At 53.3% G+C, this 15,742-nt stretch carries 14 protein-coding genes; all 14 read right to left on the bottom strand.

The window, feature by feature from the left end; genetic code table 11:
• Positions 1–157 precede the first annotated feature (157 nt).
• Entirely contained in the window at positions 158–1,006 is an 849-nt protein-coding gene (locus RUM_RS07340) for a cell division protein FtsQ/DivIB (protein WP_015558508.1), read from the bottom strand.
• Between the two features lie 28 nt (positions 1,007–1,034).
• Complete coding sequence (gene murA, locus RUM_RS07335) at positions 1,035–2,291, bottom strand: UDP-N-acetylglucosamine 1-carboxyvinyltransferase (protein WP_015558507.1); 1,257 nt, start codon at positions 2,289–2,291, stop codon at positions 1,035–1,037.
• Between the two features lie 100 nt (positions 2,292–2,391).
• Positions 2,392–3,513 (bottom strand): undecaprenyldiphospho-muramoylpentapeptide beta-N-acetylglucosaminyltransferase, encoded by a 1,122-nt coding sequence (murG, locus tag RUM_RS07330; protein ID WP_015558506.1) that lies wholly within the window; start codon positions 3,511–3,513, stop codon positions 2,392–2,394.
• Positions 3,514–3,524: 11 nt separating this feature from the next.
• Positions 3,525–4,694 (bottom strand): putative lipid II flippase FtsW, encoded by a 1,170-nt coding sequence (gene ftsW, locus RUM_RS07325; protein WP_015558505.1) that lies wholly within the window; start codon positions 4,692–4,694, stop codon positions 3,525–3,527.
• 54 nt (positions 4,695–4,748) lie between these two features.
• Positions 4,749–5,786, bottom strand: coding sequence for a phospho-N-acetylmuramoyl-pentapeptide-transferase (gene mraY, locus RUM_RS07320; RefSeq protein WP_041326344.1), 1,038 nt, complete (start codon positions 5,784–5,786; stop codon positions 4,749–4,751).
• Between the two features lie 37 nt (positions 5,787–5,823).
• The gene (locus RUM_RS07315) at positions 5,824–7,188 is read right to left on the bottom strand and encodes a UDP-N-acetylmuramoyl-tripeptide--D-alanyl-D-alanine ligase (RefSeq protein ID WP_015558503.1); all 1,365 of its coding nucleotides are present in this window, start codon (positions 7,186–7,188) and stop codon (positions 5,824–5,826) included.
• Between the two features lie 3 nt (positions 7,189–7,191).
• Complete coding sequence (locus RUM_RS07310; protein WP_041326343.1) at positions 7,192–8,655, bottom strand: UDP-N-acetylmuramoyl-L-alanyl-D-glutamate--2,6-diaminopimelate ligase; 1,464 nt, start codon at positions 8,653–8,655, stop codon at positions 7,192–7,194.
• A gap of 52 nt (positions 8,656–8,707) precedes the next feature.
• Positions 8,708–11,083: a penicillin-binding transpeptidase domain-containing protein gene (locus tag RUM_RS07305; protein WP_041326342.1), complete on the bottom strand. Its 2,376-nt coding sequence runs from the start codon at positions 11,081–11,083 to the stop codon at positions 8,708–8,710.
• Between the two features lie 440 nt (positions 11,084–11,523).
• Entirely contained in the window at positions 11,524–12,102 is a 579-nt protein-coding gene (locus RUM_RS12105; protein ID WP_022357347.1) for a hypothetical protein, read from the bottom strand.
• An 8-nt stretch (positions 12,103–12,110) separates the two neighbouring features.
• Positions 12,111–13,034, bottom strand: a complete 924-nt coding sequence (gene rsmH, locus RUM_RS07290) for a 16S rRNA (cytosine(1402)-N(4))-methyltransferase RsmH (RefSeq protein WP_015558502.1) — start codon at positions 13,032–13,034, stop codon at positions 12,111–12,113.
• Positions 13,035–13,044: 10 nt separating this feature from the next.
• Positions 13,045–13,476, bottom strand: coding sequence for a division/cell wall cluster transcriptional repressor MraZ (gene mraZ / locus RUM_RS07285; RefSeq protein WP_460092905.1), 432 nt, complete (start codon positions 13,474–13,476; stop codon positions 13,045–13,047).
• 271 nt (positions 13,477–13,747) lie between these two features.
• Complete coding sequence (gene rplQ, locus RUM_RS07280) at positions 13,748–14,089, bottom strand: 50S ribosomal protein L17 (protein ID WP_041326340.1); 342 nt, start codon at positions 14,087–14,089, stop codon at positions 13,748–13,750.
• 21 nt (positions 14,090–14,110) lie between these two features.
• Positions 14,111–15,067, bottom strand: coding sequence for a DNA-directed RNA polymerase subunit alpha (locus RUM_RS07275; protein WP_015558499.1), 957 nt, complete (start codon positions 15,065–15,067; stop codon positions 14,111–14,113).
• A gap of 74 nt (positions 15,068–15,141) precedes the next feature.
• Positions 15,142–15,738, bottom strand: coding sequence for a 30S ribosomal protein S4 (gene rpsD, locus RUM_RS07270; protein WP_015558498.1), 597 nt, complete (start codon positions 15,736–15,738; stop codon positions 15,142–15,144).
• Positions 15,739–15,742 lie beyond the last annotated feature (4 nt).

The raw sequence follows: 15,742 nt of genomic DNA, 5'->3' as shown, positions 1-15,742 counted from the left end.
CTATGTTTATTCACATAACCATCCATTTGGCAGTCTGTAGCTAGCACATCATATTAAACACATTTTATATTTTATCACATGTATCTCCCGATTGCAAGCCATTTTGAAAAAATATTCGAAAAAAATTTAGGCAGCACGCTGATTTCCGAACCAATTATCATGCAGCCGGTGCAGCGGTCGTGGTGGTGGTTTCCGTGCTCTCCGGCTCCGTGGGATTCTCCGGAGCAGTGGTCACCGCCGGCTCCTGCTGGGTGGCGGAAATCTGGTTATCCCCAACCATACGCAGGTTGTACTTTTTGGAATCGTTCAGCCGGGGAATCGCCGTAGCTGCCAGCCGCAGCTTATAGCTGATCTCGTTGGAGTTGCCGATATCAAACCGGATCCGATCCCCGTAATACACCACGATATCATACTGATCCGTCATATCTACCTCAGTCAGATCCGCAGCATACTCATTGCTGAGGAAGGTGGTATAGATAGCATTTTTCTGATCCTCCGTAGAGGTCAGCATCTGCCCCGGCTCAAGAAATTCCGGGTTATACCCCTTGAAAATCAGCAGTCCCTCCTTGGGCTGGCTGGTCTTTTCCAGGATCTTGCCCTTGGCGCTGACGATCAGATACCCTCCCTCATACGCCACACAGGCGGTGGGCACGCAGGGCTTTACAATGATCTCTACCGTGCTGGGAAAATGCTTTTTTACATACACATCCTCTGCCAGAAGCAGCTTGGAAAGCACAGAATTGCTGACAGAAACCGTATCCAGCCGCATCAGATTGTCACCCTCCTGGATGCCGGATGCAGCATAGACCTCCTGATCCGTATACGCCGTATCACCTGTGACCCGGATGGACTTGATATTGAAAAACATCGTCATGGACAGGGCAAAGCCAATGCCGACCACCAGGATCAGCACCAGTAGAATGTACATGGACATATTGCGCCGCCTGCGCCTCTGCCGCTTGGAATTCTGTTTGCGTTTCACGCTTGTTTTTACAACTTCCTGCATACGTTCCTCCGTTTGTGGCGGTATCGCCTTATGTGATCCGTTCGATTTTTGCCCCCAGGCTCCGGAGCACGCCTTCCGGATCCTCATAGCCCCGATCCAGGTGGGACAGCTCCGTCAGCTCCGTGATGCCATCTGCGGTGAGCCCTGCAATGAGCATGGCTGCGCCCCCCCGCAGATCCGTTGCATGCACCGTCGTCCCGGACAGCTTCTGCACCCCATGCACCACTGCCGCCCTGCCGGACAGACGGATATCTGCACCCATCCGGATCAGATCGTCCACATGCCGGTACCGGCTGTCAAAGATGGTTTCCTCAAACATGCAGCTGCCCCGTGCCTTACAATGCGCCGCCATCAGCAGCGCCTGTGCATCCGTCGGAAATCCGGGATGGGGCATGGTGCGGATATAGGGTGCAGCATGCAACGGCAGACTGCTTTGCAGATAGATCCGGCTTTCGTGACAATATACCCGACAGCCCATCTGCCGGAGCACCTCTGTAACAGCGGTAAGATCCTCCGGACAGCAGTCCTGGATACAGACGGAACCCCCGGCGGCGGCGGCTGCAGACAGATAAGTAGCCGCTACAATTCGATCCGGCATCACCCGGTACACACAACCGTGGAGCCGCTCCACCCCATCGATGATGACCGTGTCCGTGCCGGCGCCGGAAATCTTCGCACCGCATGCCGCAAGAAATTCCGCAAGATCCCGGATCTCAGGCTCCCGGGCGGCATTATGTATCCGGGTCTGCCCCTGGGCAAGCACTGCCGCCAGCATAATATTCTCCGTTGCACCCACCGAAGGAAACGGCAGATACAGATCGGTGCCCCGGAGTCTGCCCTGGAGCCGGAGCATGCCATGGGTTTCATGGATCTCCGCCCCCATCTGCCGCAAAGCATGCAAATGCATATCAATGGGGCGTGGCCCCAGCTCACAGCCTCCGGGCAGGTACAGGGTGCAGCTGCCGGTTCGACTCAGAAGCGGGCCCAGAAAGGTGATGGACGAACGCATTTCGTGCATCATGGCCTCCGGGATCTCACTGCGACTGATGCCGCCGTTCCGGATCTCCATTTTCCCGTCCCGGAAGCTGCAGCGACAGCCCAGATGGGTCAGGATCCGACTTGCAGCATACACATCCGACAGGGCAGGGCACCGCTCCAGCACCACATCCTCATCACACAGCACCACCGCCGAAAGCAGCGGCAGCACACTGTTTTTCGCACCCTGTATCCGGATCTCTCCCTGTAAAGGATGCCCGCCCTCAATTACGAGTTTTGATTCCGCCATAGCCCATCACCTCAAAAGCAATTTGTTTATCCTATGCTTGTGAGGGAAAATGGGTTCCGGTTAAGGCAGCGCCGCCAGGCATGCTCTGTACAGTGTCGCCTTAAGCCTTTTGCAGAGAAGAAATCACCTTGTAGATCCGTTCATCCGTATCCGGCACCGCCAGATCGGCGGCATGCTGTGCCATGGAGCGCAGCTTTTCCGGGTGCTCGTACAGGTTCTTCACCTGTTCTACGATGCCCTCCGGCGTCACATCCTTCTGCTCAATGACGATAGCTGCCCCCGCTTTGCCCAACACATTGGCATTGTGGAACTGGTGGTTGCCGGTGACGATGGGGGACGGAATCAGCAGGGATGCACGCCCCACAGCCTCCAGCTCTGCCAGGGTGGAAGCGCCTGCACGGCACACCACAAGATCCGCCGCTGCCAGGCACACGTCCATATCGTTGATGTACTCGGAGATCCGCAGCCGGGGATTGTTCAGATCCACGCCCCGGTCCCGCATGGCTTTGGGGAAGCTCTCTCTGCCCATGCCGCCATAGCCGTGAATGTGGTTGATCTTCAGCTGATTGGAGGTATGCCACTGAATGACCTCCGCCATGGTTTCATTGATGCATCCGGCACCCAGACTGCCGCCGAAGGAGAGGATACACATACCGTCGTCAAACCCCAGCTTTCTCCGGGCATCCGCCCGGCTTTCCTGGAGAATGGACGCCCGAACCGGCAGCCCCGTCACCGTGTAATTCACATTTTTGTCCAGGTATTGCAGCGCCTCCTTGAAGGTGAGCATGACATGGGACACTTCCTTCGCCAGCAGCTTGTTGGTGACACCAGGATAGGCATTCTGCTCATGAATGGCGCAGGGCACACCCAGCTTTGCCGCCATACGGATCACCGGGCCGGACACATATCCACCGGTGCCGATGGCAATGTCCGGACTGAAACCGGTGACAATCTCCTTTGCACGCTTGCCGGAGGTTGCCAGATACCGCAGCGCCTGGGCGTTGCGTTTGATGTTTTTCAAGGTCAGCTTCCGCTGAAACCCTGCCACGTTGATAAACTCAATGGGATACCCTGCCTGGGGAATGAGCTTTGCCTCCATGCCGTTGGGTGTCCCTGCAAAGAGAAATTCCGCCCCGGGATCGTGCTGCTTGATGATGGACGCAATGGCAAGCGCAGGGTTGATGTGTCCTCCGGTGCCGCCGCCGGCCAGTAAAACCTTCATAAGATGTCCTCCTACTTCTCGATATTCGCCTGTCGGGACACATTCAGTATGATCCCCATTTCCGCAAGCTGCATAATGAGTGCGGTACCGCCGTAGCTAAAGAAGGGCAGACTGATGCCCGTGTTGGGGATCAGATTGCTGACTACGGCAATGTTCAGAAATGCCTGCAAGCCAATGTGCATGGTCAGTCCCAGCACCAGCAGGGTGCCCAGCTTATCCCGTGCCTTGGAGGCAATATACAGCCCCCGGAACACCAGCAGTGCAAACAGCAGAATCACAACCACTGCCCCCACATAGCCCAGCTCCTCGCAGACGATGGCAAACACGAAGTCGTTCTTGGTTTCCGGCAGATACAGATACTTCTGCCGGGATTCACAGAACCCCAAACCAAACAATCCCCCGGAGCCGATGGCAATCAGAGACTGACAGGTCTGCCAAGTATCCCCTGCGGAGGTGGCTTCATTAAAGGGATCCAACCAGGTGGTGATCCGGGTCATAAAATAGTTCTTTTTCAGAAGGATTGCTGCAATCAGCAATGCACAGCCTGCCAGCCCGGCGCCCCCCAGGTGAGTCAGCTTTGCGCCGCCCACGAATACCAGGGTCAGCCCGATCAGCAGAATCAGAATGGTACCGGACAGGTGGGGCTGCATCATCATCAAGCCGGCGATCACTCCAAGCATGAGGAAATAGGGCAGAACTCCCCGCTTGAAGTCCTGCATATGATTGTAGTTTTTTGAAATCAGCATGGAGAAAAACACCACAACTGCAAACTTCATAATCTCTGAGGGCTGGAAGGTCAGGGGGCCGATACGCAGCCACCGGGTAACGCCGGTGTCCGTAGAGGTACCCATAAACAGCACCAGTATCAACATCACCAGAGCAACAGCGAAAATGCCAAAGCTGATCCAGAACCGACCGAAGGCGTGATAATCGAAATGAGAGGCAAAGAACATGACCACCAGACCAACCCCAGCCATTTCCAGTTGCTTGACCGCATAGTATGTGCCAGGCTCTCCCTCATCTATGGCTGTGGCATAGCTGGCGGAAAACATCATCAGAATGCCGGTAGCCAGCAGAAACAACACAATGGTCAGAAAGGGCAGATCCGAATAATCATAGCCGGCAAAGGATCTGCGGCGGGTATTGCTTTGTACCGACGTAAGTTTGGCTTCGTGGGCCATGTAAATGCCTCCTGTAGTTTTATGATCCGGGCTCGGGCTTTGTAAGCTGTTGTCTTACAGCAGAACCGTCAGAACCCCCAGTGTACCGGCAATCAGACCAAACAGCGAAAAGGTCGCCACGATGCGGTATTCACTGAAGCCGGACATCTCAAAATGGTGGTGAATGGGGGTCATCTTAAAGATCCGCTTGCCCTTCCCCTTTTCACCGGTTTTCTTAAAATGCTGCTTTGCGGTGTATTTGAAGTAGGATACCTGGATCACCACGCTCAGTGCCTCCAGCACATACACCAGTCCCACCAGAACCATCACCAGATGCTGATGGGTGGTAAGTCCAATGGCAACAAAGGCGCCTCCCAGATACATGGAGCCTGTGTCCCCCATAAAGCACTTTGCGGGATGCAAGTTCCACACCAGAAAGCCCAGGCAGCCTCCGGCAATGGCAATGGCATACAAGGATATCTCCTTGGAGCAGATCATGGTAAATGCCAGCATGGCAACGGCTGTCACCGTGCCGCACAAGCCATCTACCCCGTCTGTCAGATTCACCGCATTGGACAGGTAGATCATGAACAGAATCATGATCGGGTAGTAGAAGAAATGCAGATCCAGCTTGCAGAAAATCAGATCCAGCTCTGTGGAGTGATCCCCCAGTGCATACAGCACAGCCAGGAATCCGGCACACAGCAAAAACTGCGCCGCCATCTTCTGCCTGGGTCGAAGTCCCAGGTTCTGCTTTTTGACTGCCTTGATGTAGTCATCCGCAAAGCCGATGCAGGAAAACAGCAGAGAGAACACCACGCATGCGATCAGCCGTAGCATGCCGTTCCGGATCTCCGGATCCGTGCCGTCCTGGACACACTGGATGCGGTACAGCACATACCCGGCGATCACCGTGACCACGGAGCTGATGATAAACATAAAACCACCCATAATGGGGGTACCCTGCTTGTTCTTGTGCCAACGGGGGCCAATCTCCAGAATCGTCTGTCCGAAATGGATCTTCTTCAGATACGGAATCAGAACCCTGCCGATGGCAGCAGCGAACACTGCGGACAGCAGCGCTGTTGCTAATAGAATCCAAATGATAGGCATAATACGCATAGCCCGTTACCAGGCATTCCCCTTTCTGTTATACTGCAAGCGCCGGAAAAAGTGCCTTTGCCACGGACTCCAGCTGCATGCCCCGGCTGGCCTTGAACAGCACCGCATCCCCTGGCTGCAAGCTGCGCCGCAGCTGCTCTGTCAAGGCTTCTTTCTCCGTAAAATGCTGCACAGGCACGCCCTGTTTGGCAGCCTCCTCCGCAATGTACCGGCTTTCCGGTCCGTAGCAGAACAACAGATCCACCTGCGCCGGTGTAACCAGACCGCCCACCATCCGGTGCAGCTGTCGGGACTGCTCCCCAAGCTCCAGCATATCCCCCAGCACCCCGATGCGCCTGCCGGTCACAGAAAGCTGCCCCAGCACGGACAGGGATGCCCGCATGGAATCCGGGCTTGCATTGTAGCAATCCAGGATTACAGTTTTGTCGTCAATCTGCTGGATATTCTGCCGCATGCCGTCCGGCTGGTAAGTACGCAAAGCCCCGGCAATCTCCTCCGGCTCCATGCCTGCCAGCATACCGATACAGAAGGCAGCAGCCCCATTCATCACATTATGTTCCCCGATGCAGGGCAGGGTCACAGGGGTAACGGTACCCTGCCAGCACAGATCAAAGCTGGTGCATCCGTTTTCAGACACGATACGCTCCGCCCGGCAATCCGCTCCTGCATTCTTGATTCCATAGGTATACACCGGACGGGACAGGGTGGTTTTCAGAGGGATCAGATAGGGATCATCCCCATTCACCACCAAGGGCGCATCCGCCGCCATGCCATCCAGGATCTCCAGCTTCGCCCTGCAAATTCCTTCCTGGGATTTCAGCTGGGCAATGTGGGAAAAGCCAATGTTGGTAATCACGCCGATGCTGGGTGCAGCCGCCTTGGACAACCGGGAAATCTCTCCGAAATCTGACATACCCATCTCCACCACTGCTGCCTTATAAGTAGAATCCAGACCCATCAGAGTTTTGGGCAATCCGATCTCATTATTCAGATTACCGGCAGTTTTCAAGGTCTTGCAATGGGTGCTCAGTACCAGTGCGATCATATTTTTTGTGGTGGTCTTGCCCACACTTCCGGTTACCCCCACAAAGAAGGGCTGAAACTTCCGGCGATAGTATGCGGCAAATGCGAGCAGTGCCTTACCCGTACTGTCCACCACAATACAGGGACAATCCGGGATCACATGATCCGAGATTACCGCCACTGCCCCCTGTTCGCATGCCTGTCTGGCAAAGGTATGCCCATCAAACCGGGCACCCCGCAGTGCAAGAAATACACAACCCGGTGTGATCGTCCGGGTATCGGTTGAGATCTCTGTCACAGCACAGTCCGGGCAGTTGGAAAGCGTGCCGCCCACCGCCTGTGCGATTTCTGTTAATGTAACCCGTTCCATATGTCAATCCCTTTTCTCTGTAGTTTCATGTGCGGCATCCAGCAGGGTCAGCCCCTTTGCCACCACTTCCCGCTCATCCAGATGGATGTGCTTGTTTCCGGCCAGGATCTGATAATCCTCATGCCCCTTGCCAGCCAGCACAATCACATCTCCGGCACGGGCAATGCGCAATGCGTGGTAGATCGCCTCGATCCGATCCACCACCACATCGTAGGACACCTTGCTGTCTGTGAGTCCTGCCAGAATATCCGCAATGATTGCCTCCGGCTTTTCATCCCGGGGATTGTCGGAAGTGATGACCAGATGATCCGCATACTTTGCCGCCGCCTTTGCCATCAAGGGACGCTTGGCACTGTCCCGGTTGCCACCGCAGCCGAACAGGCAGATCAGTCTGCCCTCCGTGTAACCCCGTACATTGGAAAGAATATTTTCAATGGCGTCCGGCGTGTGGGCATAGTCGCAGATCACGGAGAAATCCCGCCCCGTGGGGATCACCTCGCACCGTCCCTTCACTCCGTTATACCGGGACACGGAAGCGATGATCCGCTCCATGGGCACGCCGCATTTCAGACATACTCCCATGGCAGCGGTCACATTGGACACGTTGAACATGCCGGTCATCTTCATGGTGACCTGGTGGGATTTCCCCTGGCTGCAAAACCAGAAGCTGGTCTCTGTGGGGCGGATCTTGATCACGTCCGCATAGAAATCCGCATTTTCATGGCAGCCATAGGAACACTTCTCACAGGTAATCTCCTTGTATAGCCGCTGTCCATAGGCATCGTCAATGTTGCAGATCGCCAGATCGCATACCTCAAACAGCATGCGCTTTGCCTGGTAATAATCTTCCATATTCTTGTGGTAATCCAGGTGATCCTGGGTCAGATTCGTAAACACAGCAGTCTGGAAATGGGTGGGGCCGATCCGACGCTGCACCAGACCAAAGGAGGAAACCTCCATGACCACCGTATCGCAGCCAGCCCGGTACATCCGGTCAAACAGCTGCATCAGATCAAACGCCATGGGGGTGGTATTGTCCGTGTGGACGATCTCGTCCCCGATTTCATTCTGAATGGTACCCACCAGCCCCACCTTATGCCCATTGTTCGTGAGAATGTACTTGATCACATTGGTCATAGTGGTCTTGCCGTTGGTGCCCGTGACCCCAATCATCTTCATTTTCCGCTCCGGATGGTCAAACCAGGCAGCACAGGCTCTGCCGTATGCGATCCGGGTATCCGGCACCAGGATCTGACGATCGCCCAGTCCCAGGTCACGCTCTGCAACCACTGCGGCTGCACCCTGTTCCAGCATCTCCGCTGCTGCATCGTGGCCATCAAACCGGTTGCCCCGGATACAGAAGAACAGACAGCCTGGCTGCACCTTCCGGGTATCGTCTGCAAGACAGGTGATTTCCTGATCCGGCAAAGCAGTAGCTGTTTCTTCCAATACCTGATATAATTTCATCGTTTCATCCGCACTGCCTGGCAATGCGATCTCCTTTCTGATTTCTTCACGATCAGCCGGTCTGGTGATCGTTTACCGCAAATTCGATTTCCATAACACTCCACTTTGCAACCGTGGATCCCGACTCCAGAGACTGGGACACAATGGTCACGTCGCTCCGGTCAGCGGATGCGCCTGCTGTGACATAGTTCAGACCGTGACTGGTCAGCAGCGCATTGGCCTGGGACAGCTTCATGCCCACCACATTGGGAACATCCACCGTGTTTTCCGTTTCGATTGGCTCGGAATACAGGATCACCGTGCCGCCCTTGGGCACCTGCATACCTGTAATGGGCGTCTGGGAGTATACGTTCTCGCCCTCTCCCACGATCTCATATTTCAGCCCCAGGCTATCCAGCTTGGATTTTGCCGTTTCCACCGATTCATCCTCCAGGAAGGGCACCTTTACACCTAGCTTTGCCTGCTCCTCTTCGGTATATTCAGGATAATATCCCAGATACGGCAGAACCTTTTCCAGAACCTTTCTTGCATAGGGTACGACAACTGTACTGCCGTAGTAGGTAATGGCCTTGTTGGGCTCATCCGCCATAATCAGCATGATGATCTCCGGATCATCTGCCGGAGCAAAGCATGCATAAGAAGCCACATACTGCATATCATCTTCATCTCCGGAGGAAATGCTGCCGCCGATCTTCTGGGAGGTACCAGACTTGCCGCCGATCCGGTAGCCCTTGATGTATGCGTTACTGCCGCCCTTGTTGTTCACCACGTCCTCCAGCGCCTTCCGCATAATCGCACTGGTTTCTTCCGAAACCACCTGGCGCCGGATCTCCGGCTCCGTGGTCTTGATGACGTTCCCGTCCGTGTCCACGATCTTGCTGACCACATAGGGCTTCATCAGGTAGCCTCCGTTGATGGCTGCCGCATAGGCAGTGATCATTTCGATGGGGGTTACAATATTGGTCTGACCAAAGGAGCATACCGCCAGATCCACCGGGCCCATATCCTCCAGGTCTTTATAATAGCTGGGTACCTCGCCTGGCAGATCGATGCCGGTTTTTTCCGTCAATCCGAAGGCGGAGAAGTACTGAAAGAATTTGGTGGCACCCAGCCGCTTGCCGATCTCCATAAACGCCGGGTTACAGGAGTTGGTCAACGCTGTGGTAAAATCCTGTACCCCATGACCGGTTCGCTTGCTGCAGTGGATAGGGGGCACGCCATCCACCACTACTACGCCGCCAGTACAGTTAAAGGTATCCGTCAGCTTGATTACCGACTCCTCAAAGCCCGCAGAGGCGGTTATGACCTTGAATACGGAACCCGGCTGGTACAACTCGGTGATGGCTTTGTTTTTCCACTGCTTTTCCCGGGCTTCCACATAAGCGGTCTTGTATTCCCCCTCGGACAGGGTATCCAGATATTCCTGCACAGCAAGATCCGCAATCACATACGGTTCATTCAGATCAAACCCTGGATAAGTGGCCATGGCCAGTACCGCACCGGTTTTGGCGTTCATAATAATGCCGCAGGCACGGTTGTTGACCTGACACTTGGTCACCATCTCCGCCAGGTTAGATTCCAGATAGGTCTGCAAGGTGGTGTCGATGGTCAGGTACAGAGAGTTGCCATCCTGGGCGTCATAGGTCTTGGAGTACCGGTAGGGCATCTCGTTGCCGTTTACGTCCTTTGCGGAAATGGTCTTGCCGTCCGTACCATGCAGATAATCATCATACAAAGCCTCCAGACCATACAGACCGTCGCCGTCGCTGTTGGTAAAGCCAATGACGGAAGCCGCCATAGAATTCTGGGGATAGTACCGCTTTGTATCACTTTCAGTGGTGATGGAAGCAAAGCTGATGGTACGATCCTTGATCTCCCCCGCTTTGTTGACCTCCTGCCCCACTACGATATTGTTTACATACTCCAGGATCTGATCCGCCGTGGGCTTTTCCACCTGGGTCTTGAGCACATAATACTGGGTATTCTTCTCCATTGCCTCCCGGACGGTTTCTTCCTTGATGTCCAGGGTCCGGGCAAGAAACTGCACCAGCTCATCCTTCTTTGCGTTCATATCCACCGGCGTGTAGCTTTCACCGTTTTTTGCCGCATCCGCCATCCGGTCAGTTTCCTTCTGGGTGTATCCAGAAAGCTCCTTGCGAAACAGCACCGGGTCAATGTAGATCTTGTAAACTGTAGCACTCTGGGCAAGGATCTTGCCGTTTGCGTCGTAGATCGAGCCCCGGTTTGCCGGAATGGTGATCGAGCCGAAGTGGTTGTTGTTTGCCATTTCCTGATATTCTTTATTTTGAATGATGGACACCTTGAACAGGTTGATAATAACCGCCAGCGCCAGCACCATCATGGCACCCAGCACCCAGACGTTCATACGGGTTTTCATCTGCGCCGTGGTTTCATCTCTGTTTGACATGTACTGCTCCTTTCCATAGCCGTTATCTGAATACTCCGGTATCCGGGCAAAGCTTCTGCCCACCGGGAAGCACTCAGATAAGGGTTATTGAAACATAAAGGCAAACAGGCAGGGATATTCCGATCTCCCCGCCTGTTGCCGATGCCTCACGACATCCAATTTGATCGGCGAAGGAACATGGGGCTTGATGCAGTACCCCATATTCAATCGAAGCTTTGGCAGCACATCCCGCACCCGTCGGTGCAGGTCTCGCAGCGTGCCGCCTGCATTCTGTTTACACTCGCCTGTTGTCTTTGCTTTCTTTGTTCCGTACTTTGCAGCTGCGCCGTACATATTCTTCGCCGTTTCGTGCGGGGCTTTTGCCCTCTTTCACCGATGCGGCGTTCATTTTCTTCTGTTCCGGTATTTGCGAATGGTTCTTGCTCTCTTCACTATATGTCTTATCCTTTCAGATATTCCATAAAGCTCTCGAATTTGTCCTTAATCCGGACAAACAGGTTCTTTTCCTCATCGGGAATCTCCACCGAATCATCGGTCTGGAGCTGAATGTACTCAATCTGGGACTGATCCAGTTGCTGAAGACCAAGCTCCTGCTCGGCGTATTCCTCCACGCTCTTGATCGCCACCTTTGCCTCCAGATCGGAGTGCATGCGTACATTCTCACTTTGTACGATTTCGTACTCTTTGGTTTCTCTTGCTATTTCGCCATAGATCTCGTTTGTCTGTACCCTGCCATAAATCACGGCGCCAAGCAGTCCCATTGCAAAGGCTGCCGCCAAAAATGTTTTCGGTGCAGAGCCTTTTTTGTGCGTGCTTCTTCTCATACTTATTTCGGGCGTGCTGATATCGCTTCGTCTGGAACGGTGGATCTCCGGCGTAAATTCCGGCTGAGCTTCCGGCTGCAGCTTTGGCGCAGTATTGCCATGCATGTAGCTCTGCTGACATAAGCGGTAACGCTCTTCGGCTGACAATACGTTATCCTGCTGCAGGAATTCATACATTGCTGCATCGTTTGCCACAACAACACCTAACTCCTTTCTATAATTCTGAGTTTAGCACTTCTGCTTCGGTTGTTCTCTTCCAGTTCTTCCGGCTTTGCTTCAATGGGCTTCCGGTTTACCAGTCTGCCCTGCGGTGTGTGTCCGCATACACAAACAGGAAAATCCGGCGGACAGATGCATCCCTTGCACCATCCGGCAAATTTCTGCTTCACCAGTCGATCCTCCAGAGAGTGGAACGTGATTACTGCAAGTCGTCCTCCCGGCTTCAGACATGCAAAAGCAGCGTCAAGCCCGGACGTCAAATGATCCAGCTCGCCGTTGACTGCAATTCTGATTGCCTGGAATGTTTTTTTACACGGATTTTTCTCACGGCGTGCCTTTGCCGGAACACCGGCTTTAATCAGCTCCGCAAGCTGCAAGGTCGTTTCAATCGGTTCCTTCTGACGTGCTTCCACGATCTCCGCCACGATTCGCCGTGCAAACTTCTCCTCTCCGTATTCAAAGAGAATCCGCACAAGCTCCTCCGGGGAGGCTGTGTTCACCAGATCCCGTGCCGAAACACCGGTCTGGCTCATTCGCATGTCCAAGGGCGCATCCACGTGATAGGAAAAGCCCCGGGAACCCGTATCAAGCTGATGGGATGATACGCCCAGATCCAGCAGAACACCGTCCACCAGGGAAATTCCCAGGCTGTCCAGCACCTGTCTGATCTGTGAGAAATTGCTTTGAACCACCACTGCCGGGTATTGAGCAAGACGCTTGTCCGCTGTCTTTACCGCATCAGGGTCTCTGTCGAGTGCGATCAGCTTACCGCCGTCAGTCAGCAGCTTCGCAATCCGCAGTGCATGTCCAGCACCACCGACTGTTCCGTCTACATAAATGCCGTCGGGCTTCACGCCGAGTCCTTCTATTGTTTCTTCCGGCAGAACCGAAATATGATGAAATTTCATTTCATCTCCATTAGACATTGTACTCACCCATGACCTCCATCAGATCCGCTGTATCGAACGAGCCGTTGAAATCGTCCCATGCCGCCTTGTCCCATATTTCAGCCACATTGCACGCACCGATGACCATCACATCCTTATCCAGACCCGCATACTCCCGCAAGTGCTGTGGGATCAGTACCCGACCCTGTTTGTCAGGGTTCAGTTCACCGGCTCCCGAGAACAAAACACGCCGGATATTGGCGCTTTTTGCCTGGGGCAACTGCGCAACCTTGTTTGAAAGCTTCTCCCACTCTTCCTGGGGATACACTGTCAAACAGTGCTTGTCAATGGTTTTGGTGACATAAAACGTTTCGCCAAGTATTTCACGGAGCTTTGTAGGAAAGCTGACTCTGCCCTTGGCGTCCATATTATGCAGGTATTCACCCATCAAAACGTTCGCCAAGTCCTACACCGCCCTTTCATACTCTTCGCCGGCTTTTTCCCCACTTCGTACCACAGAATGGAGTTACAACACCACTTTTCACCGTGTAATATCATTATACAGTATTTTCACATAGAAAGTCAATAAGATTTCATAGAAAGGGCGCACTAAATCCGCCAAATTTCTATTGTAATTTTTGTGAATCATCCATAAAAATATCCCGCATGCCCTTGTGGGACATGCGGGTAAAAGAAAGCGCACAGATTGCTCTGTGCGCCTCCGATCTATTTCATTAAACCAGCTGGATGATTGCCATCTCTGCTGCATCGCCCCGACGGGGACCTGTCTTAATGATTCTGGTATAGCCGCCGTTCTTGTCCGCATACTTCGGTGCGATCTCATCGAACAGCTTCTTTGCAACGCTCTCCTTGGTCACATATGCAAATACCTGGCGCTTAGAGTGCAGGTCATCGTTCTTGCCGATGGTGATCATCTTCTCAGCAACTGCCCGGACTTCCTTCGCCCGTGTTACTGTGGTCTCAATCTGACCGTTCTCCAGCAGGTAGGTAACCATAGCTCTGAGCATAGCCTTTCTATGATCTGTTGTTCTGCCTAACTTTCTCGTACCCGGCATCGTATATCACTCCTTTTCTGGTTATTCTTCCTCGGAACTCAAGTCAAAGCCCAGGGACTGGAGCTTTTCCTTAACCTCATCGAAGGATTTCTTACCGAGGTTCCGAACCTTCATCATTTCTTCTTCAGACTTGTTGATCAAGTCGTCCACTGTGTTAATTCCGGCGCGCTTCAGGCAATTGAAGGAACGCACGGATAAGTCAAGTTCCTCAATGGTCATCTCAAGGATTTTTTCCTTACCCTTATCGTCTTTTTCAACCAAAACTTCTGCAATGCTTGCCTCTTCAGACAGATCCACAAAAAGTTTCAGATGCTCGTTGAGGAGATTGGCTGCCTGTGACAGCGCTTCCTTTGCGGAAATGGTACCATCGGTCCACACTTCCATCGTCAGCTTGTCATAGTCGGTAACCTGACCCAGCCGAGTGTCCTCAACCGTGTAGTTTACCTTCAAAACAGGAGTATAAATACTATCAACCGCAATGACATCAATCGGAAGGTTCGGCATCAGCTGCTTGTTGCGTTCAGCAGATACATAACCTCTGCCCTTATCAAGGGTGATCTCCATGTAAAGGGAAGCGTCCTTGCCCAGGGTTGCAATGTGCATGCCGGGATCCAGGATGTTTACCTCGGAGTCAGTCTTGATATCGCCCGCAGTGACTTCACATTCACCGGTCGCTTCAATGTAAACAGTCTTCGGGCCGTCTCCATACAGCTTTGCAGTCAGACCCTTGATGCTCAGGATGATCTCAGTGACATCCTCCTTTACACCCGGGATCGTGGACAGCTCGTGGTGTACGCCGTCAATCTTTACAGAATTGACTGCAACACCGGGCAGGGAGGAGAGCAGAACTCGTCTGAGGCTGTTGCCGAGCGTAATGCCGTAGCCACGCTCCAGCGGAGCCAAAACGAATTTACCGTATTTCCCGTCACTTCTCAGTTCGACAGTGTCAATTTCCGGCTTCTCTATTTTTTCCAGCATATAAACCCTCCTATTTCGCAATCACTTTTGTTCTTGTGGGGATTTTGCAATGTACGCCAACAATACGAAAATGATTACTTGGAGTACAGCTCGACGATCAGGTGAGCTTCTACCTCGTAGTCGAGATCCTCGACCTTGGGCATACGCGTTACCTTAACAGAGAAGTTTTCCTTGTTTGCTTCCAGCCACAGCGGAACCGGACGGTTTGCAGTCTGCTCCAGAACGTCCTTGAACTTCTGGCTGGATCTGCTGCCCTCGTACAGAGCGATCACATCGCCTTCCTTTACCCGGTAGGACGGAATGTTGACTCTCTGGCCATTTACGGTGAAGTGTCTGTGTGTTACCAGCTGACGAGCTTCTCTTCTGGTCAGAGCCATGCCCATTCTGTAAGCAACGTTGTCGAGTCTGGATTCCAGCAGAGTGATCAGGTTATCGCCGGCCTTGCCTTCCATCTTCTCAGCGATCTCGAAGTAGTGGTAGAAGGGCTTTTCCAGAACGCCGTAGATGAACTTCAGCTTCTGCTTTTCCTTCAGCTGCATGCCGTACTCAGAAACCTTTTTTCTGCTGTTTGCGTTGGGATTTCTGTTAGAATTCTTGGAAATGCCCATAACCATCGGGCTGATTCCCAGATGTCTGCATCTCTTCAGAATCGGTTCTTTACTTACTGCCATTTCA

The sequence above is a fragment of the Ruminococcus champanellensis 18P13 = JCM 17042 genome, from assembly GCF_000210095.1.
GTDB lineage: Bacteria > Bacillota > Clostridia > Oscillospirales > Ruminococcaceae > Ruminococcus_F > Ruminococcus_F champanellensis.
Note: the sequence above shows the minus strand (reverse complement) of the source record. Positions and strands in the feature narration are given on the sequence as shown.